This window comes from Variovorax paradoxus B4 (assembly GCF_000463015.1).
Lineage (GTDB): Bacteria > Pseudomonadota > Gammaproteobacteria > Burkholderiales > Burkholderiaceae_C > Variovorax > Variovorax paradoxus_E.
In genome coordinates this window covers 1,687,220-1,701,126 of record NC_022247.1, presented here as the reverse complement: position 1 = coordinate 1,701,126, position 13,907 = coordinate 1,687,220, and the positions used below count along the sequence as shown (strand labels likewise).

The window sequence follows — 13,907 nt, the reverse complement described above, 5'->3', positions numbered from 1 at the left end:
CACCGTGCCGGGCAGCTTAGGCTGCCGCCTTGGGTGCTGCGGCTGCAGCTTGCTTGATCAGGCGCAGGACCGTGGGCGAAGCTTGTGCGCCAACGCTCTTCCAGTAGGCCAGGCGGTCCTGGGCAATGCGGATGCTTTCTTCGTTTTCCTTGGCGGTCGGGTTGTAGAAACCCAGGCGCTCGATGAAGCGGCCATCGCGGCGAACGCGCTTGTCCGACACGACGATGTTGAAGAACGGACGGCCTTTGGAGCCGCCGCGGGAGAGTCGAATGACGACCATGATTTATCCTTGGGTGGTGCAGCAAGCCCGTTTTCTAGACAAGAGGCCCGCTCACAGTGTTCTTTCAACGTCGAGACACGCGACATGGCCACCCGGCCAGCGACACGCTGAAAAGCCTGCGATTATAGCCCGACCCGCGTTTTCCACGAATTCCAGCGCTTGCCGCGATCCGTTTGCCACCTGCATGACCCTCACCATCCGCCCCAGCCGCGACGAAGACATCGCGGCCATCACGGCCATCTACGCCCACCACGTGCTCAACGGCACCGGCACCTTCGAGACCGAACCGCCCTCTGCCACCGACATGGCCGCGCGACGCGCCGACGTGCTCGGCAAGGACCTGCCCTACCTCGTTGCCGAAGAAAACGGCGAAGTGTTGGGTTTTGCCTACTGCAACTGGTTCAAGCCGCGCCCGGCCTACCGCTTTTCGGCCGAAGACTCCATCTACATGTCTGAAGCCGCACGCGGCAAGGGCCTGGGTACCCGGCTGCTGGCAGCCCTCTCGCAGGCCGCCGAGGCAGCGGGCGTGCGCAAGCTGATCGCCGTCATCGGCGATTCGGCCAATGCCGGCTCGGTCGGCGTGCACCGCAGCCAGGGCTTCACGCACGTGGGCGTGCTCAAGGACTGCGGCTGGAAGTTCGGCGAATGGCGCGACGTGGTCCTGATGGAAAAGGTGCTCGGCGAAGGCAGCACCACCAAACCCGAATGAAAAACAAGACCATTGCCGCCTGGCTCTCCTTCCTGGGCGGCCCGCTGGGCCTGCACCGCTTCTACCTGCGCGGCATCGGCGACTGGCTCGGCTGGCTGCTGCCCATTCCCACCGCGCTGGGCCTCTACGGCATCGAGCGCGCGCGCATGTACGGCCTGGACGACGGCTGGAGCTGGGTGCTGATTCCGCTCCTGGGCTTCACCATTGCGGGATGCGCGCTGACGGCCATCGTCTACGGCCTCATGACGCCCGAGAAGTGGAACGCCCGCTTCAACGGGGGCGCGCCTTCGGACGCCGCGCCGGGCCGCACGAACTGGGCCACGATCGGCGCCGTGGTGCTGGCGCTCCTGTTCGGCACCACGGTGCTGATGGCCAGCATCGTGTTCAGCTTCCAGCGCTACTTCGAACACCAGGTCGAGGAAGGCCGGAAGATCTCGCAGTAGCCGCTGCGCGCCCGAAGGCTGCGCCGCGCGCCTTGCTCAGAAGATCTGCAGGCTGAGCCAGTAGGCAATGGCGGCCACGAACGCCGACGCCGGGATCGTGAAGATCCAGGCCCAGACGATGTTGCCCGCCACGCCCCAGCGCACGGCGCTGGCGCGCTGCGCGGAGCCCACGCCGACGATGGCGCCGGTGATGGTGTGGGTGGTCGACACGGGAATGCCCAGCGCGGTGGCCAGGAACAGCGTGAGCGCGCCGCCCGTCTCCGCGCAGAAGCCGCCCACGGGCTTGAGCTTGGTGATCTTCTGGCCCATGGTCTTCACGATGCGCCAGCCGCCGAACATGGTGCCCAGCGCAATCGCGGCGTAGCAGCTCACGATGGTCCAGGTGGGCGGGCTCGCATCCGTGGCCGAGGCGTAGCCGGTGGCGATCAGCAGCATCCAGATGATGCCGATGGTCTTCTGCGCGTCGTTGCCGCCGTGGCCCAGGCTGTAGGCCCCGGCCGAAACCAGCTGCAGCCGCCGGAACCAGCGGTCCACGCGCGAGGGCGTGGCGCGCCGGAAGCCCCAGGCCACCAGCACCATCATCATCGAGCCCAGCAGGAAACCGAGAAACGGCGAAACGAAGATGAAGGCCACGGTCTTCCAGATGCCGGAAGCCACGAGGCCGCCGGTACCGGTCTTCGCGATCACGGCACCGACGATGCCGCCGATCAGCGCGTGCGACGAGCTGCTCGGGATGCCGTAGTACCAGGTCACCAGGTTCCAGCTGATGGCGCCCACGAGCGCGCCGAAGACCACGTGCACATCGACCACGCCGGGCTGGGCAATGCCCTTGCCGACCGTCGCCGCCACGCTCAGGTGGAAGATGAAGATCGCGATCAGGTTGAAGAAAGCCGCGAACAGCACGGCGTGGCCCGGCTTGAGCACGCCTGTCGACACCACGGTCGCGATCGAGTTCGCTGCGTCGTGGAAGCCATTCATGAAGTCGAACAGGATCGCAAGCGCGACCAGAACCATCACCACCCAGAGGGCGACCTGAACCGTTGCCATCGATGGTTACCGCTCAGGAATTCTCGAGGACGATGCCCTCGATGACGTTGGCCACGTCCTCGCACTTGTCGGTGATCGTCTCGAGCAATTCGTAGATTGCCTTGAGCTTGATCACCTCGCGCACGTCGGGCTCCTCGCGGAACAGCTTGCTCATGGCGCTGCGCATCACGCGGTCGGCATCCGACTCGAGGCGGTCGATTTCCTCGCAGGTCTTGAGCGTGGCCTCGGCCACCGCCGGGTCGGCGATCTTGCCGAGGAACTTGACGGCATCCTTCAGGCGGTCGCAGCACTTCACGCTCAGGGCGGTGAGGCGCACGATCTCGTCGGTCATGTGGCGCACGTCGTACAGCGCCATGGTCTCGGCCGAGTCCTGGATCAGGTCGGCCACGTCGTCCATCGTGTTGATGAGCTTGTGGATCTGCTCGCGGTCGATCGGCGTGATGAAGGTCTTGTGGATCAGCCGGTTGACGTCGTGCGTGACGCGGTCGGCCGCACGCTCGGCATTGTCGACGTCGCGGTTGTACTGCTCGCGCAGATGCACGTCGTTGTAGTTGGCCACGAGTTGCTCGAACGCCCGCGCCGCTTCGACGATGCGCTCGGCGTGCTGGTTGAACATCTCGAAAAAATTCCCCTCGCGGGGCAGCAGCTTGCCGAACATGGCGCTCTCCTGGGTTCGCGGCTGCCACAAATGTGTGACAACGTCATGAAAAACCGCGCAAGTGTAATGGGCGAAGCAAAGCCGGCCGGCGAACGGGGTTCGCCGCCCCGCCTGCTCAGTCGCGAATCCGCTCGATGACCTGCGAGGAAACGCGGGCAAGCGCCGCGCGCGGCACCTTGTCGGGTGCGATCTCGGCGAGCGGCTTCAGCACGAAGGCACGGTCGCGCATGCGGGGGTGCGGCAAGGCCAGCGCGGGCGTGTCCTTGATCGCGTTGCCGTGCATCAGCAGGTCGAGGTCGAGCGTGCGCGGCGCATTGGGAAAAGGCCGTTCGCGGCCTGCCTGCTCCTCGAGCAGATGCAGTTCGGCCAGGAACGCCTCGGCCGTGAGCCCGGTCCGCACGGCCACCACGGCGTTGATGAAATCGGGCCCGGCCGCATCGACCGGCGCGCTGCGGTAGAGCGACGAGCGCGCCGTCACCACGGTGCGCTCGATGGTGCCGATGGCGTCCATGGCCGCCGTCACGGCAGCCCGGGCGTCACCGAGGTTCGCTCCGATGGCGACGAAGGCCTGAACGGTGGGATAGTCCTCGCGCGGGCGGCGGGCGGGCGCACCCGCAGGCCCCGCCTTGCCCGCAGGCCGGCTGGGCGCGCGCCGCGCGGGTGCCGGGCCGCCGCTCTTCGGCTTCGACGAAGGGCCGCCACGCGATGGCGGCCGGCCCTGGCCACCGCCGCTCTTGCCGTCCTTCGGCCGGTTCGGTGCGCTCATTCGGCTGCGGCGCTCCCGCCGCCCTCGCCACCACTGCCACTGCCGCCACCAGCTCCGGTGCGCGGCTTGCGGCGACGGCGGCGCTTGCGCGGCGCGGCCGCTTCGCCATCGGGCGGCACGGCGCCGGCATCGACCTCGATCTCGGCCTCGTGGTCCTGCCGCGATTCGGCGTCAGGCTGGCGCTGGCGCGCCGCCGGTTCGCCGCGGGAGGGCTTCGGCGCCACCGGGTCGCGCGTTCGCACGCGCTGGCGGGTCTTCTGTTCGTCGCGCACCTGCTCCAGCAGGTCTTGCTGGCGCACGTCGTCGGCGGTGCTGAACTCCTGCCACCACTCGGCAATGGCCTCGCTGACCTCGCCCACGTCGGCGCGCAGCCGCATGAAGTCGAAGGCGGCGCGGAAACGCGCCTGGTCGACCAGGCTGTAGGGGGTGGAACCGGTGCGCTTGTCGAAGCGCGGCTGCATCATCCAGATCTCGCGCATGTCGGCAGCGAGCTTGCCGCGGCCCGAGACATCGCCGATGCGGGCGTTGAACACGTCGTCGATCGCGTCCTGCAGGGCCGGGAACGGCGGCTGCGGACGCTGTCCGTGGCGGCCTTCCTGGCGCTGGGCCCAGCCGTCGCGCACGTCGGCCCACAGCACGCAGGCCAGGAGGAAGCTCGGCGCCACGGGCTTGCCTTCTCCGACGCGGCGGTCGGTGTCCTGCAGGGCCGCCTTCACGAACGGCGAGTCGGCGCGCTCCACCACCACGTCGAGCAGCGGATAGATGCCCGTGACCAGGCCCAGCTTGCGCAGTTGCTCGACCGTGGCAATGGCATGGCCGGTCTGCAGCAGCTTGAGCATTTCGTCGAACAGGCGGCTCTGCGGCACGTCGGCCAGCAGCTTGCTCGATTCGACCAGCGGCGCGGCCGTCTTGGCTTCCATCTTGAAACCGAGCGCCGCGAGCTTGGCCGAGAAGCGGATCGCGCGAATGATGCGCACCGGGTCTTCGCGGTAGCGCGTCGCCGGGTCGCCGATCATGCGCAGCGTGAGCTTCTGGGCGTCGCGGATGCCGTTGTGATAGTCGACCACGATCTGGTTGGCCGGGTCGTAGTACATGGCGTTCACGGTGAAGTCGCGGCGCGCCGCGTCTTCTTCCTGCGGGCCCCAGACGTTGTCGCGCAGCACGCGGCCGCTGGCGTCCACCGCGTGCTTCATGCTCGCGAGCTCGCCCTTGCTGGTGCGCTCGTTGCCGGCCACCTGCTCGGCGGCGGCGTTGTCCATGTAGGCGCGGAAGGTCGAGACCTCGATCACCTCGTGCTCGCGGCCGCGGCCGTACACCACGTGCACGATGCGAAAGCGCCGCCCGATGATGAAAGCGCGCCTGAAGAGCGACTTGACCTGCTCGGGCGTGGCGTTGGTGGCCACGTCGAAGTCCTTGGGGCGCAGGCCCAGCAGCAGGTCGCGCACCGCGCCGCCCACCACGTAAGCCTCATAGCCCGCCTGCTGGAGCGTGGTGACGACGTTCCTGGCACGTTCGTCGACCAGGGCTGGATCGATCTTGTGAACCTCTGCCGGCACCTCCTGGCGCTTGCCGAAGCGGCTCTTGCCCTGTGCGCCGCCGGCCGATTTGCCGAGCAGCTTGTCGATGAATTTCTTGATCATTGTTGGTTGAAGCTCTTCTCTATTCGTTTTCGAGCATGGATCGGATCAGCGGGATCGTGATCGCGCGCTGTGTCTGCAGGGCATAGCCGTCGAGCTGCGTGAGCAGTTCCATCAGGCTGCCCAGGTCGCGGCTGAAGCGGTGCAGCATGTAGTCGAGCACCTCGTCCGACAGCATGACGCCGCGCGTGTCGGCGGCCTGGCGCAGCACCGCGCGGCGTTCGCTTTCGCTCAGCACCTGCAGGTGGAACACATGGCCCCAGCCCAGCCGGGTGCGGAGGTCCTCGCGCAGCGGCAGGTCGGCCGGCGGCAGCGCGCCCGCGGCCACCACGCCACGCTGCAGCGTCTGCGCATTGACGAACCAGTTGAAGGCCGCGTGCTGCTGCACGGCGGTGTAGAGGTGCACGTCGTCGAGCAGCACGGCACCCCAGCGCTCGTCGAATTCGGGCGGCTCCAGCAGGCCGGCATGCAGCCAGCCCACGCTCGCGCCCTGCTCGCGCAGTGCGACACGCACCGATTCGAGCAGATGGGTCTTGCCGCTGCCGCTTTCGCCCCACAGGTAGGTCGGGACGGGAGAGTGAGGCACGGCGTTGCCGGCGCCGCCCACCCACAGTTGCAGGTGCCGCAGCGCCGCCTCGTTCGGGCCGGCAAAAAAAGCGTCGAAGCTGGGGCCCGTCGCAATGCCGATATCGAGCGCGAGCTGTTTCATCCCGGGAAGGTTCATGGAGGGGGCCCGGAGGGCCCTTAAAATCGTGAGGAATTCTATCGGCCCGGCCGCTTCGGTCGCCGGCGCCTCCACCTTCCCGCCCTTCTCGACACCGTCCGACCATGACTTCCCCTACGCCCACCCCGCTCAGCTACAAGGATGCAGGTGTCGATATCGATGCCGGCGACGCACTGGTCGACCGCATCAAGCCCCTGGCCAAGAAGACCCTGCGCGAAGGCGTGCTGGCCGGCATCGGCGGCTTCGGCGCGCTGTTCGAGGTGCCCAAGCGCTACAAGGAACCGGTGCTGGTGAGCGGCACCGACGGCGTGGGCACCAAGCTCAAGCTGGCCTTCGAATGGAACATGCACGACACGGTCGGCATCGACCTGGTGGCCATGAGCGTCAACGACGTGCTGGTGCAGGGCGCCGAGCCCCTCTTCTTTCTCGACTATTTCGCCTGCGGCAAGCTCGACGTGGACACGGCCGCGGCCGTGATCGGCGGCATCGCCCGCGGCTGCGAGATCTCCGGTTGCGCGCTGATCGGCGGCGAAACCGCCGAGATGCCCGGCATGTACCCCGCCGGCGAGTACGACCTGGCGGGCTTCGCGGTCGGCGCGGTCGAAAAGTCGAAGATCCTCACGGGCCAGAACGTGAAGCCCGGCGACGTGGTGCTGGGCCTGGCCTCGGCCGGCGTGCATTCCAACGGCTTCAGCCTGGTGCGCAAGGTGATCGAGCGCGCCGGCACCGATTTGCCCGCCACGCTCGACGGCAAGCCGTTCCGCGAGGCCGTCATGGAGCCCACCCACCTCTACGTGAAGCCGGTGCTCGAGGCGCTGGCCAAGCACCCGATCAAGGCGCTGGCCCACATCACGGGCGGCGGCCTGCTCGAGAACATTCCGCGCGTGCTGCCCGAAGGCACGGCGGCCCACCTCAAGAAGGGCAGCTGGCCGCAGACCGAGCTCTTCGCCTGGCTGCAGAAAGTGGCGGGCATCGACGACATCGAGATGAACCGCACCTTCAACAACGGTATCGGCATGGTGGTGGTGATCGACGCGGCCGAAGCCGCAGCCTGCGCCGCCACGCTGCGCACGGCCGGCGAATCGGTGTTTGAAATCGGCATCATCGCCGAGCGCGGCGCGGGCGCCGCCGTCGTGGTTGGCTGACTTCCTCGCTCCGAGGCTCGCAAGCGCAGCACCCGGACCCTGATGGCCAAGCCCTCCCCCCGCGCCACCTTCGAGACCAAGCCCCAGCCCGCCTCGCGCAACGTGGTGCTGGCCAGCTACCTGCTGATGCCGGCCGCGCTGCTGCTGGTGATGTGGCAGCACCTGCTGCCCGGCCTCCTGTGCGTGTGCATCGGCTTTCTGGCCACGCGCTGGTTCGCGCGCCTGATCGGCGCCGGCCTGGCCCGGCTCAGGCTGCCGTCCGGGCGTGCCGACGTCCAGGCCCGGGTGCTGGCGGTCACGCTGGTGCTGCTGGCGCCCATCGCGCTGATCTCGCTGGGCCTGTCGCAAGCGCGCGAATACATCCTCGACGCGCCCGACCAGTACCGCGAGCTGCTCGACTACACGGCGCGCACGGTGCTCGAACTGCGGCTCAAGCTCCCACCCGAAATCGCGGTCTACCTGCCCGAAGGCGCGGCCGAAGTGCAGCGCGTGGTGGCCAACTACCTGCGCGCGCAGGCCGGATCGCTGGCGCTGGCCGGACGGGCATGGCTCGGCGGCCTGCTGTTTGCCTATGTGGGCCTCATCGTGGGCGGGCTGGCCGCCATCGCGCCGTCGCCGCTGCTGCGCCGGCCGCTCGCCGCGCAGCTGCACCGGCGCATCGAGATCTTCGGCGAGGCCTTCGGCCAGATCGTGGCCGCGCAGTTCTGGATCGCCGCCTTCAACACGCTGCTGACCGCCGTCTTCCTGCTGTTCCTGATGCCGCTCTGGGGCCCTCACCTGCCCTACACGCCGGCCCTGATCACGCTGACCTTCGTGGCGGGCCTGGTGCCCATCGTCGGCAACCTGGTCTGCAACTCGGTGATCACGCTGGTGGCGCTGTCGGTGTCGCCGGTGACGGCACTGGCATGCCTGGTGTTCCTGATCATCATCCACAAGGCGGAATACGTGATCAACGCCAAGGTGGTCGGCAGCCGCACGCAGATGCGGGTGTGGGAGCTGCTGGCGGTGATGTTCGTGGCCGAGGCGGTGTTCGGCCCGGCCGGACTGGTGGCGGCGCCGCTTTTCTACGCGTACCTCAAGAAGGAACTGCAGGCCGCTGGGCTGGTGTAGCCTTCATGTCCCGATTTGATCGGTTCTGGTCCGCTTCGGCGCGGACTGCATTCTGGCAGCGCAGAAGAATAGGCGGCATCATTCACTCCGCCCTTTCAAGTCAACGCCATGAAATCCTGTCTGATTGTGATCGATGCGCAGGAATCGTTTCGCCAGCGCGCGTACTGGTCGGAAAACGTTGCGCAGCCCTATTTCGCCGCCCAGAACGCGCTGATCGAGGGCTGCCTGGCCGCCGATCTTCCGATCGTGCGTGTCTTCCACGTCGATGGCCCCGCTGACGCAGGCCATCCCTTCGCGGTCGAGTCGGGCTTCGTGCGGCCGATCGAAGGCCTGGCGGCTTTCGAGGCCGCGGCCACCTTCACCAAACACCGCCACAGCGCGCTGATCAACAGCGGACTCGACGTCTGGCTCACGCAGCAGGGCATCGGCCGGCTGATCGTGAGCGGCATCCGCACCGAGCAATGCTGCGAAACCACCACGCGCCACGCTTCCGACCTGGGCTGGGAGGTCGACTACGTGACCGAGGCCACGCTGACCTTCGACATGGTGCAGCCCGACGGCCGGCCGCTTGCCGCGGCCGACATCAAGGCGCGCACGGCCACCGTGCTGGACGGCCGGTTCGCCACTGTCTGCAGCGTGGCGCAGGCGCTGCAGCGCGCCGGCACACGCCAGATGGACTCCGCATGGACCTCCAGCAGCATCAGCGGCCCATCCGCGTAGTGTTCGTGCTGCTGCCGGGCAGCCTGGTGCTCGACTGGGCCGGGCCTGCCGAGGCGCTGCGCATCGCGAACCAGCGGCTGCGCGCGGCGGGCCAACCCGAGCGCTTCGAGATCGAATTCGCAGGCCCGCGTCCCACGTCGATCGGATCCGTGGGCGTTGCGCTCGCCAACCTCGCACCCTTGCCGGCGCAATGGCATGGCCCGGCCTGGGTCGTGCTGGTCGGGCTGCCCGGAGACGCCATCCCGATCGGCAACGCCGAGACGCAGGAGCTGCTGCACTGGCTGCGCGGCCAGCGCTTCGAACGCGGCCGGCTCGAGCTGGTCACCGTCTGCGCCGGCGCCCTGCTGGCGGCTCATGCCGGCGCGCTTTCGGGCCGGCGCGCCACCACGCACCACCATCACCTCGACGAGCTGCGCTCGGTGGAGCCGCGCTGCGAGGTGGTCGCCAACCGCGTGTTCGTGATCGATCCGCCGGTGTACAGCAGCGCGGGCGTCACCACCGGCATCGACCTGGTGCTGCATCGCATCGCCGATGTGTGCACAGAGGCGCTGGCAGCCCAGGTGGCGCAGACGATGGTGGTGGCGCAGCGGCGCGGTCCGCACGATCCGGAGCTTTCGCCCTTCCTGGCCTACCGCAACCATCTGCATGCCGCGCTGCACCGCGTGCAGGACGCCGTCAGCGAGCAGCCCCAGGCCGACTGGAACGTGCCCCGGATGGCGGAAGTGGCCCACACCTCGGCGCGGCACCTGACGCGGCTGTTCGTCGAGCATGCGGGCGTGGCGCCGCTGGCCTATCTGCGGCGGCTGCGGCTGGCGGCCGCGCAGCTTGCGCTGGCCTCGGGCGCGAGCGTGACGCGGGCGGCGGAAATCTCGGGCTTCGGATCGGACACGCAGCTGCGGCGCGCCTGGCACCAGTTCGGCTTGCCCGGCTCGCCTTCCGCATCGGCTTCGCCGTCGAAAGCGTAGCGGCCGCCGGCCCCAGCGGGATGCGGGGTATCAGCTTTCCGAAGCCGCACAGGCCCGCGCGCGCGCCAGCAGCAACGTCCGCTCGCGCGTGTTGCGCGTGAGCGAGGCGGCGCGGTCGAATTCCCTGCGCGCCTCGTCGCGGCGGCCGAGCTTCAAGAGCAGGTCGCCGCGCACCGCCGGCAGCAGGTGATAGGCCTGCAAGGCCGGCTCGCCCATGAGCGCATCCACCACTTCGAGCCCCGCCGCCGGCCCGAAAGCCATCGAGAGCGCAACGGCGCGGTTCAATTCGACGATGGGCGACGGCGACAGTTCGGCCAGGGCGTCGTACAGCGCGGCAATGCGCGGCCAGTCGGTGTCATCTGCGGTGCGCGCACGGCCGTGGCAAGCGGCAATGGCCGCCTGCAGCGCATAGGGGCCGAAGGCACCGCCGAGCGCTTCGGCGCGCGCCAGTCCGGCCAGGCCGCGGCGGATCAGCATCTGGTCCCAGCGCGCGCGGTTCTGCTCGAGCAGCAGCACCGGCTCGCCCGAGGCGCCCACGCGCGCGGCCGTGCGCGAGGCCTGGATTTCCATCAGCGCCACGAGGCCATGCACCTCCGATGCATCGGGCATCAGCTCGGCCACGATGCGGCCCAGGCGCATGGCTTCCTCGCACAGCGCGGGACGCATCCAGTCGTCGCCGGCCGTGGCCGAGTAGCCTTCGTTGAAGATCAGGTAGAGCACCTCGAGCACCGACGCGAGCCGAGCTTCGAGGTCGTGCCGGCGCGGCACTTCGAAGGGCACGCGCGCTTCGAGCAGCGTGCGCTTGGCGCGCACGATGCGCTGTGCCACGGTGGCTTCGGGCACAAGAAAGGCGCGGGCGATTTCATCGGTGGCGAGGCCACCCATCAGGCGCAGCGTGAGCGCCACGCGCGCGTCGGTCGAAAGCACGGGGTGGCAGGCGGTAAAGACCAGCCGCAGCAGGTCGTCGCCGATGTCGTCGTCGAGCGCGGCATCGACCGCCTCGGCGAAATCGGCCTGGGCCATCTCGTGCTGCGCATCGAGTTCGCGGCCGATTTCGGGGGCCTTGCGCTCGGCCAGCTGCCCATGGCGCAACCGGTCGAGCGCGCGGCGCTTGGCGACGGCGGTGAGCCAGGCGGCGGGGTTGTCGGGCACGCCGGCTCCGGGCCATTGCTCGAGCGCCGAGACCAGCGCGTCCTGCGCCAGTTCCTCGGCCAGGCCCACGTCGCGCACCATGCGCGCGACGGTGGCGATGATCCTGGCGGATTCGATGCGCCACACCGCCTCGATGGTGCGGTGGATGGCGGCCTTGTCGCCGCGGCCCTCCGGGGCGCCCATGTTTACGCTTTCTTGGCGGCCTGCATCGACGCAAATTCGGTGGTCAGGGCCTGCACGTCGGGCGGGAAGTCGGCAATCTCCTGGATCTGGCGGACCTCGATGACCTCGTTCTCGCTGCCGGGGCAGCGCGTGGCCCATTCGATGGCGTCGGCGCGCGAGGGCACGTCGATGATCCAGTAGCCGCCGAGCACTTCCTTGGCTTCGGCGAAAGGACCGTCGACGACCTTGGGCTTGCGGCCCGGAAAGCTCACGCGCGCACCCATCGAGGGCGGATGCAGGCCGTCGCAGCTGATCAGCACGCCGGCCTTCTGCATCGACTCGTTGTAGGCCATCATGGCCGCCACCGCATCGACGTCGTCGGGAATGGTGCCGGGCGCGGCCGTCTCGTAGCCGTGGGGAATCATCAGCAGCATGAATCGCATGGCGGGTCTCCTTTGGTGCGGTCTTGCCGTTCAGCTGCCGGCCTTGGCCCGGGCATCGGTTTCGGCGCGCAGGCGGTCTTCCTGCGCCAGCAGCTCGGGCGTCATCGAGTCGCCGAAATCGGAGGCTTCGAAGACCTGGCGGATCTCGATCTCGCCCTCCTGGAACGGACTGCGCTTGATCCACTCGATGGCTTCCTCCTTCGACTTGACCTGAAGCAGCCAGAAGCCCGCGAGCAGCTCCTTCGTTTCGGCGAAAGGCCCGTCGATGACGGTGCGCTTCAGGCCTTCGCAGCGCACCCGCGCGCCCTTGGAAGACGGATGCAGCCCTTCGCCCGCCAGCAGCACGCCGGCCTTGACCAGCTCCTCGTTGAACTTGCCCATGGCGGTGAGCACTTCGGTGCTCGGCATCACGCCGGCTTCGGAATCCGTGTTGGCCTTGACCAGAACCATGAATCGCATGTCGTCTCTCCTGAAGGTTGATGGAATCGGGAGCCGCTGAAACCGCGCGCTCCTGTTCACACGTCGCACGAGCGGAAGCCGGATCGACACACCCGCCCCGATCCATTTGTAATTTTATGTATCAGAAATTCAGGGCAAATAGCCGCAGAAGCGCAGCACATGTCCGTCGGGTTCGCGGATGGCGAATTCCCGCAGGCCCCAGGGCTGCGACATGGGCGGCTCGATGACCGTGACGCCGCGCTTCGCATAGGCGGCATGCAGGCCGTCGATGTCCTTGCCCACGTGGATCACGATTTCGCCGCGCCAGGGCGGCACCCCGCGCGTGTTGCACTGCCACAGGCGCAGGTAGACCGGGTCGCCGTACGTGCGGTCGCCTTTCTTGACCCGCGCATAGCTCGGCGGCTCACCGGCGATGAAGTCGATCTCGAAGCCCAGCACGTCGCGAAACCAGCGCGCGGCGCGCGTGACGTCGGACACCGGCAGCACCGGCTGCACGCCGTGGAATTCATGCAAGGTGCCGAGATCGGGTGCGTCGGCGACGCCGGTGCTGGCGGCCATCAGTCGGATTCGCGTCGCAGCGCCGCCACGCGCTCGGCAATGACATCGACGTCGAGCGCGTCTTCCGCATGCTCGAGGTAGGTTTCCAGGTCGCGCATGGCGGCCGCGGTATTGCCCTGCTCGGCATGCGCGATGCCGCGGTCGCGGTACTCGCCCCAGGCATTGGGCAGCAGCGCGATGAGGCGGTCCTGCACGGCGATGGCGCGCTGCCAGTCCTCCTGCGCCCGGTGCACTTCCTTCAGGTTGCGCAGCATGCGCCCGATGATTTCACGCGAGCTGGCAGGCTGCAGGTAAAGACCCAGCGGCACGTCGAAGTCGCCGACCAGCCCGTTGCTGCGCTTGTAGGGTTCGAGCCGCTCGCCGAGTTCTTCGCGCGAGAGCGATTTGCCGGTGAAGGGGTCGATCACCACCTGCCCCTTCGGCAGCGTGACCTTGAGCATGAAATGGCCCGGGAAGCCGATGCCCCGCGCCTGCAGGCCCAGCCCCTGCGCCAGCTCCATCCACAGCACCGCCAGCGAGATCGGGATGCCGCGGCGCGTGCGCAGCACGGCGTTCAGGTAGCTGTTGTCGGGATCGTAGTAGTCGTTGACGTTGCCGCCGAAGTTCAGGTCGTTGAAGAAGAACTGGTTGAGCGCGCGCAGCCGGGCGAGCGGCGCGGCATCGGCCGGCAGCCGGCGCCTGAGGCGTGCGAGCAACTGGTCGACATCGCCGAGCACCTGCTGCACGTCGAGGTCGGGGTATTCGTCCTGCGCCAGGCTGGCGGCAGCCTCGAGCAGCGGAAAGTGTTCGTCGCTCTGCACCAGCGATTCGAAATACGCCAGGGCCGTGGGAACCTGAAAGCTGAACGTCATGTGTCTTTGTAGAGGAGCATTCGGGGAGCGTCAAGGCGGTGTTTTCAGCTTGCGCAATTCGAAAACGGCTGCGTTGCG

At 68.2% G+C, this 13,907-nt stretch carries 17 protein-coding genes; 6 read left to right on the top strand and 11 right to left on the bottom strand.

The window, feature by feature from the left end; translation table 11 throughout:
• Nucleotides 1–16 precede the first annotated feature (16 nt).
• On the bottom strand, nucleotides 17–280 hold the full coding sequence (gene rpsP, locus VAPA_RS07735; RefSeq protein ID WP_007831311.1) for a 30S ribosomal protein S16: 264 nt from the start codon (nucleotides 278–280) through the stop codon (nucleotides 17–19).
• A gap of 184 nt (nucleotides 281–464) precedes the next feature.
• On the opposite strand from rpsP, the gene VAPA_RS07730 reads away from it, so the two are divergent.
• On the top strand, nucleotides 465–989 hold the full coding sequence (locus VAPA_RS07730; protein WP_021006208.1) for a GNAT family N-acetyltransferase: 525 nt from the start codon (nucleotides 465–467) through the stop codon (nucleotides 987–989).
• A complete protein-coding gene (locus VAPA_RS07725; RefSeq protein ID WP_021006207.1) occupies nucleotides 986–1,432 on the top strand; it encodes an NINE protein in 447 nt (148 codons plus the stop codon). Before VAPA_RS07730 ends, VAPA_RS07725 begins: the two co-directional genes overlap by 4 nt.
• Nucleotides 1,433–1,468: 36 nt before the next feature.
• Here the strand turns inward: VAPA_RS07725 and VAPA_RS07720 are convergent, their stop codons facing one another.
• The 5 genes from VAPA_RS07720 to hda form a co-directional block, all read right to left on the bottom strand.
• Nucleotides 1,469–2,479 carry an inorganic phosphate transporter gene (locus VAPA_RS07720; protein ID WP_021006206.1) on the bottom strand — a complete coding sequence of 337 codons (1,011 nt, stop codon included), beginning with the start codon at nucleotides 2,477–2,479 and terminating at the stop codon, nucleotides 1,469–1,471.
• Nucleotides 2,480–2,492: 13 nt separating this feature from the next.
• A complete protein-coding gene (locus VAPA_RS07715; protein WP_021006205.1) occupies nucleotides 2,493–3,137 on the bottom strand; it encodes a DUF47 domain-containing protein in 645 nt (214 codons plus the stop codon).
• 115 nt (nucleotides 3,138–3,252) lie between these two features.
• A complete protein-coding gene (gene folK, locus VAPA_RS07710) occupies nucleotides 3,253–3,903 on the bottom strand; it encodes a 2-amino-4-hydroxy-6-hydroxymethyldihydropteridine diphosphokinase (protein ID WP_021006204.1) in 651 nt (216 codons plus the stop codon).
• Nucleotides 3,900–5,543, bottom strand: a complete 1,644-nt coding sequence (pcnB, locus tag VAPA_RS07705) for a polynucleotide adenylyltransferase PcnB (protein WP_021006203.1) — start codon at nucleotides 5,541–5,543, stop codon at nucleotides 3,900–3,902. Before pcnB ends, folK begins: the two co-directional genes overlap by 4 nt.
• Nucleotides 5,544–5,562: 19 nt before the next feature.
• Entirely contained in the window at nucleotides 5,563–6,249 is a 687-nt protein-coding gene (gene hda, locus VAPA_RS07700; RefSeq protein ID WP_041946042.1) for a DnaA regulatory inactivator Hda, read from the bottom strand.
• A gap of 119 nt (nucleotides 6,250–6,368) precedes the next feature.
• Between hda and purM the strand changes: the two genes are divergently transcribed.
• The 4 genes from purM to VAPA_RS07680 all read left to right on the top strand — a co-directional run bounded on the left by purM (nucleotide 6,369) and on the right by VAPA_RS07680 (nucleotide 10,204).
• Entirely contained in the window at nucleotides 6,369–7,409 is a 1,041-nt protein-coding gene (gene purM, locus VAPA_RS07695) for a phosphoribosylformylglycinamidine cyclo-ligase (RefSeq protein WP_021006201.1), read from the top strand.
• Between the two features lie 42 nt (nucleotides 7,410–7,451).
• On the top strand, nucleotides 7,452–8,519 hold the full coding sequence (locus VAPA_RS07690) for an AI-2E family transporter (protein WP_021006200.1): 1,068 nt from the start codon (nucleotides 7,452–7,454) through the stop codon (nucleotides 8,517–8,519).
• Between the two features lie 108 nt (nucleotides 8,520–8,627).
• Nucleotides 8,628–9,239, top strand: a complete 612-nt coding sequence (locus VAPA_RS07685) for an isochorismatase family protein (RefSeq protein ID WP_021006199.1) — start codon at nucleotides 8,628–8,630, stop codon at nucleotides 9,237–9,239.
• Nucleotides 9,203–10,204 (top strand): GlxA family transcriptional regulator, encoded by a 1,002-nt coding sequence (locus tag VAPA_RS07680; protein ID WP_041946041.1) that lies wholly within the window; start codon nucleotides 9,203–9,205, stop codon nucleotides 10,202–10,204. The genes VAPA_RS07685 and VAPA_RS07680 overlap by 37 nt, the downstream gene beginning before the upstream one ends.
• Nucleotides 10,205–10,234: 30 nt before the next feature.
• On the opposite strand, the gene VAPA_RS07675 is transcribed toward VAPA_RS07680, so the two are convergent.
• The 5 genes from VAPA_RS07675 to VAPA_RS07655 form a co-directional block, all read right to left on the bottom strand.
• Nucleotides 10,235–11,539: an RNA polymerase sigma factor gene (locus VAPA_RS07675; protein ID WP_021006197.1), complete on the bottom strand. Its 1,305-nt coding sequence runs from the start codon at nucleotides 11,537–11,539 to the stop codon at nucleotides 10,235–10,237.
• A gap of 2 nt (nucleotides 11,540–11,541) precedes the next feature.
• Nucleotides 11,542–11,961, bottom strand: a complete 420-nt coding sequence (locus VAPA_RS07670; protein WP_021006196.1) for a YciI family protein — start codon at nucleotides 11,959–11,961, stop codon at nucleotides 11,542–11,544.
• A 30-nt stretch (nucleotides 11,962–11,991) separates the two neighbouring features.
• On the bottom strand, nucleotides 11,992–12,420 hold the full coding sequence (locus tag VAPA_RS07665; protein WP_021006195.1) for a YciI family protein: 429 nt from the start codon (nucleotides 12,418–12,420) through the stop codon (nucleotides 11,992–11,994).
• A gap of 129 nt (nucleotides 12,421–12,549) precedes the next feature.
• A complete protein-coding gene (locus tag VAPA_RS07660; protein WP_021006194.1) occupies nucleotides 12,550–12,978 on the bottom strand; it encodes a bleomycin resistance protein in 429 nt (142 codons plus the stop codon).
• Nucleotides 12,978–13,829 carry a SirB1 family protein gene (locus VAPA_RS07655; RefSeq protein WP_021006193.1) on the bottom strand — a complete coding sequence of 284 codons (852 nt, stop codon included), beginning with the start codon at nucleotides 13,827–13,829 and terminating at the stop codon, nucleotides 12,978–12,980. Before VAPA_RS07655 ends, VAPA_RS07660 begins: the two co-directional genes overlap by 1 nt.
• Nucleotides 13,830–13,907 lie beyond the last annotated feature (78 nt).

Bases quoted from the DNA above. Each gene is read 5' to 3' on its own strand.
- VAPA_RS07685 (WP_021006199.1), top strand. From the start codon at position 8,628: ATGAAATCCTGTCTGATTGTGATCGATGCGCAGGAATCGTTTCGCCAG.
- VAPA_RS07660 (WP_021006194.1), bottom strand. From the start codon at position 12,978: ATGGCCGCCAGCACCGGCGTCGCCGACGCACCCGATCTCGGCACCTTG.
- VAPA_RS07720 (WP_021006206.1), bottom strand. From the start codon at position 2,479: ATGGCAACGGTTCAGGTCGCCCTCTGGGTGGTGATGGTTCTGGTCGCG.
- VAPA_RS07725 (WP_021006207.1), top strand. From the start codon at position 986: ATGAAAAACAAGACCATTGCCGCCTGGCTCTCCTTCCTGGGCGGCCCG.
- VAPA_RS07655 (WP_021006193.1), bottom strand. From the start codon at position 13,829: ATGACGTTCAGCTTTCAGGTTCCCACGGCCCTGGCGTATTTCGAATCG.
- purM (WP_021006201.1), top strand. From the start codon at position 6,369: ATGACTTCCCCTACGCCCACCCCGCTCAGCTACAAGGATGCAGGTGTC.
- VAPA_RS07670 (WP_021006196.1), bottom strand. From the start codon at position 11,961: ATGCGATTCATGCTGCTGATGATTCCCCACGGCTACGAGACGGCCGCG.
- VAPA_RS07675 (WP_021006197.1), bottom strand. From the start codon at position 11,539: ATGGGCGCCCCGGAGGGCCGCGGCGACAAGGCCGCCATCCACCGCACC.
- VAPA_RS07665 (WP_021006195.1), bottom strand. From the start codon at position 12,420: ATGCGATTCATGGTTCTGGTCAAGGCCAACACGGATTCCGAAGCCGGC.
- VAPA_RS07730 (WP_021006208.1), top strand. From the start codon at position 465: ATGACCCTCACCATCCGCCCCAGCCGCGACGAAGACATCGCGGCCATC.
- hda (WP_041946042.1), bottom strand. From the start codon at position 6,249: ATGAAACAGCTCGCGCTCGATATCGGCATTGCGACGGGCCCCAGCTTC.
- VAPA_RS07690 (WP_021006200.1), top strand. From the start codon at position 7,452: ATGGCCAAGCCCTCCCCCCGCGCCACCTTCGAGACCAAGCCCCAGCCC.
- rpsP (WP_007831311.1), bottom strand. From the start codon at position 280: ATGGTCGTCATTCGACTCTCCCGCGGCGGCTCCAAAGGCCGTCCGTTC.
- pcnB (WP_021006203.1), bottom strand. From the start codon at position 5,543: ATGATCAAGAAATTCATCGACAAGCTGCTCGGCAAATCGGCCGGCGGC.
- folK (WP_021006204.1), bottom strand. From the start codon at position 3,903: ATGAGCGCACCGAACCGGCCGAAGGACGGCAAGAGCGGCGGTGGCCAG.
- VAPA_RS07680 (WP_041946041.1), top strand. From the start codon at position 9,203: ATGGACCTCCAGCAGCATCAGCGGCCCATCCGCGTAGTGTTCGTGCTG.
- VAPA_RS07715 (WP_021006205.1), bottom strand. From the start codon at position 3,137: ATGTTCGGCAAGCTGCTGCCCCGCGAGGGGAATTTTTTCGAGATGTTC.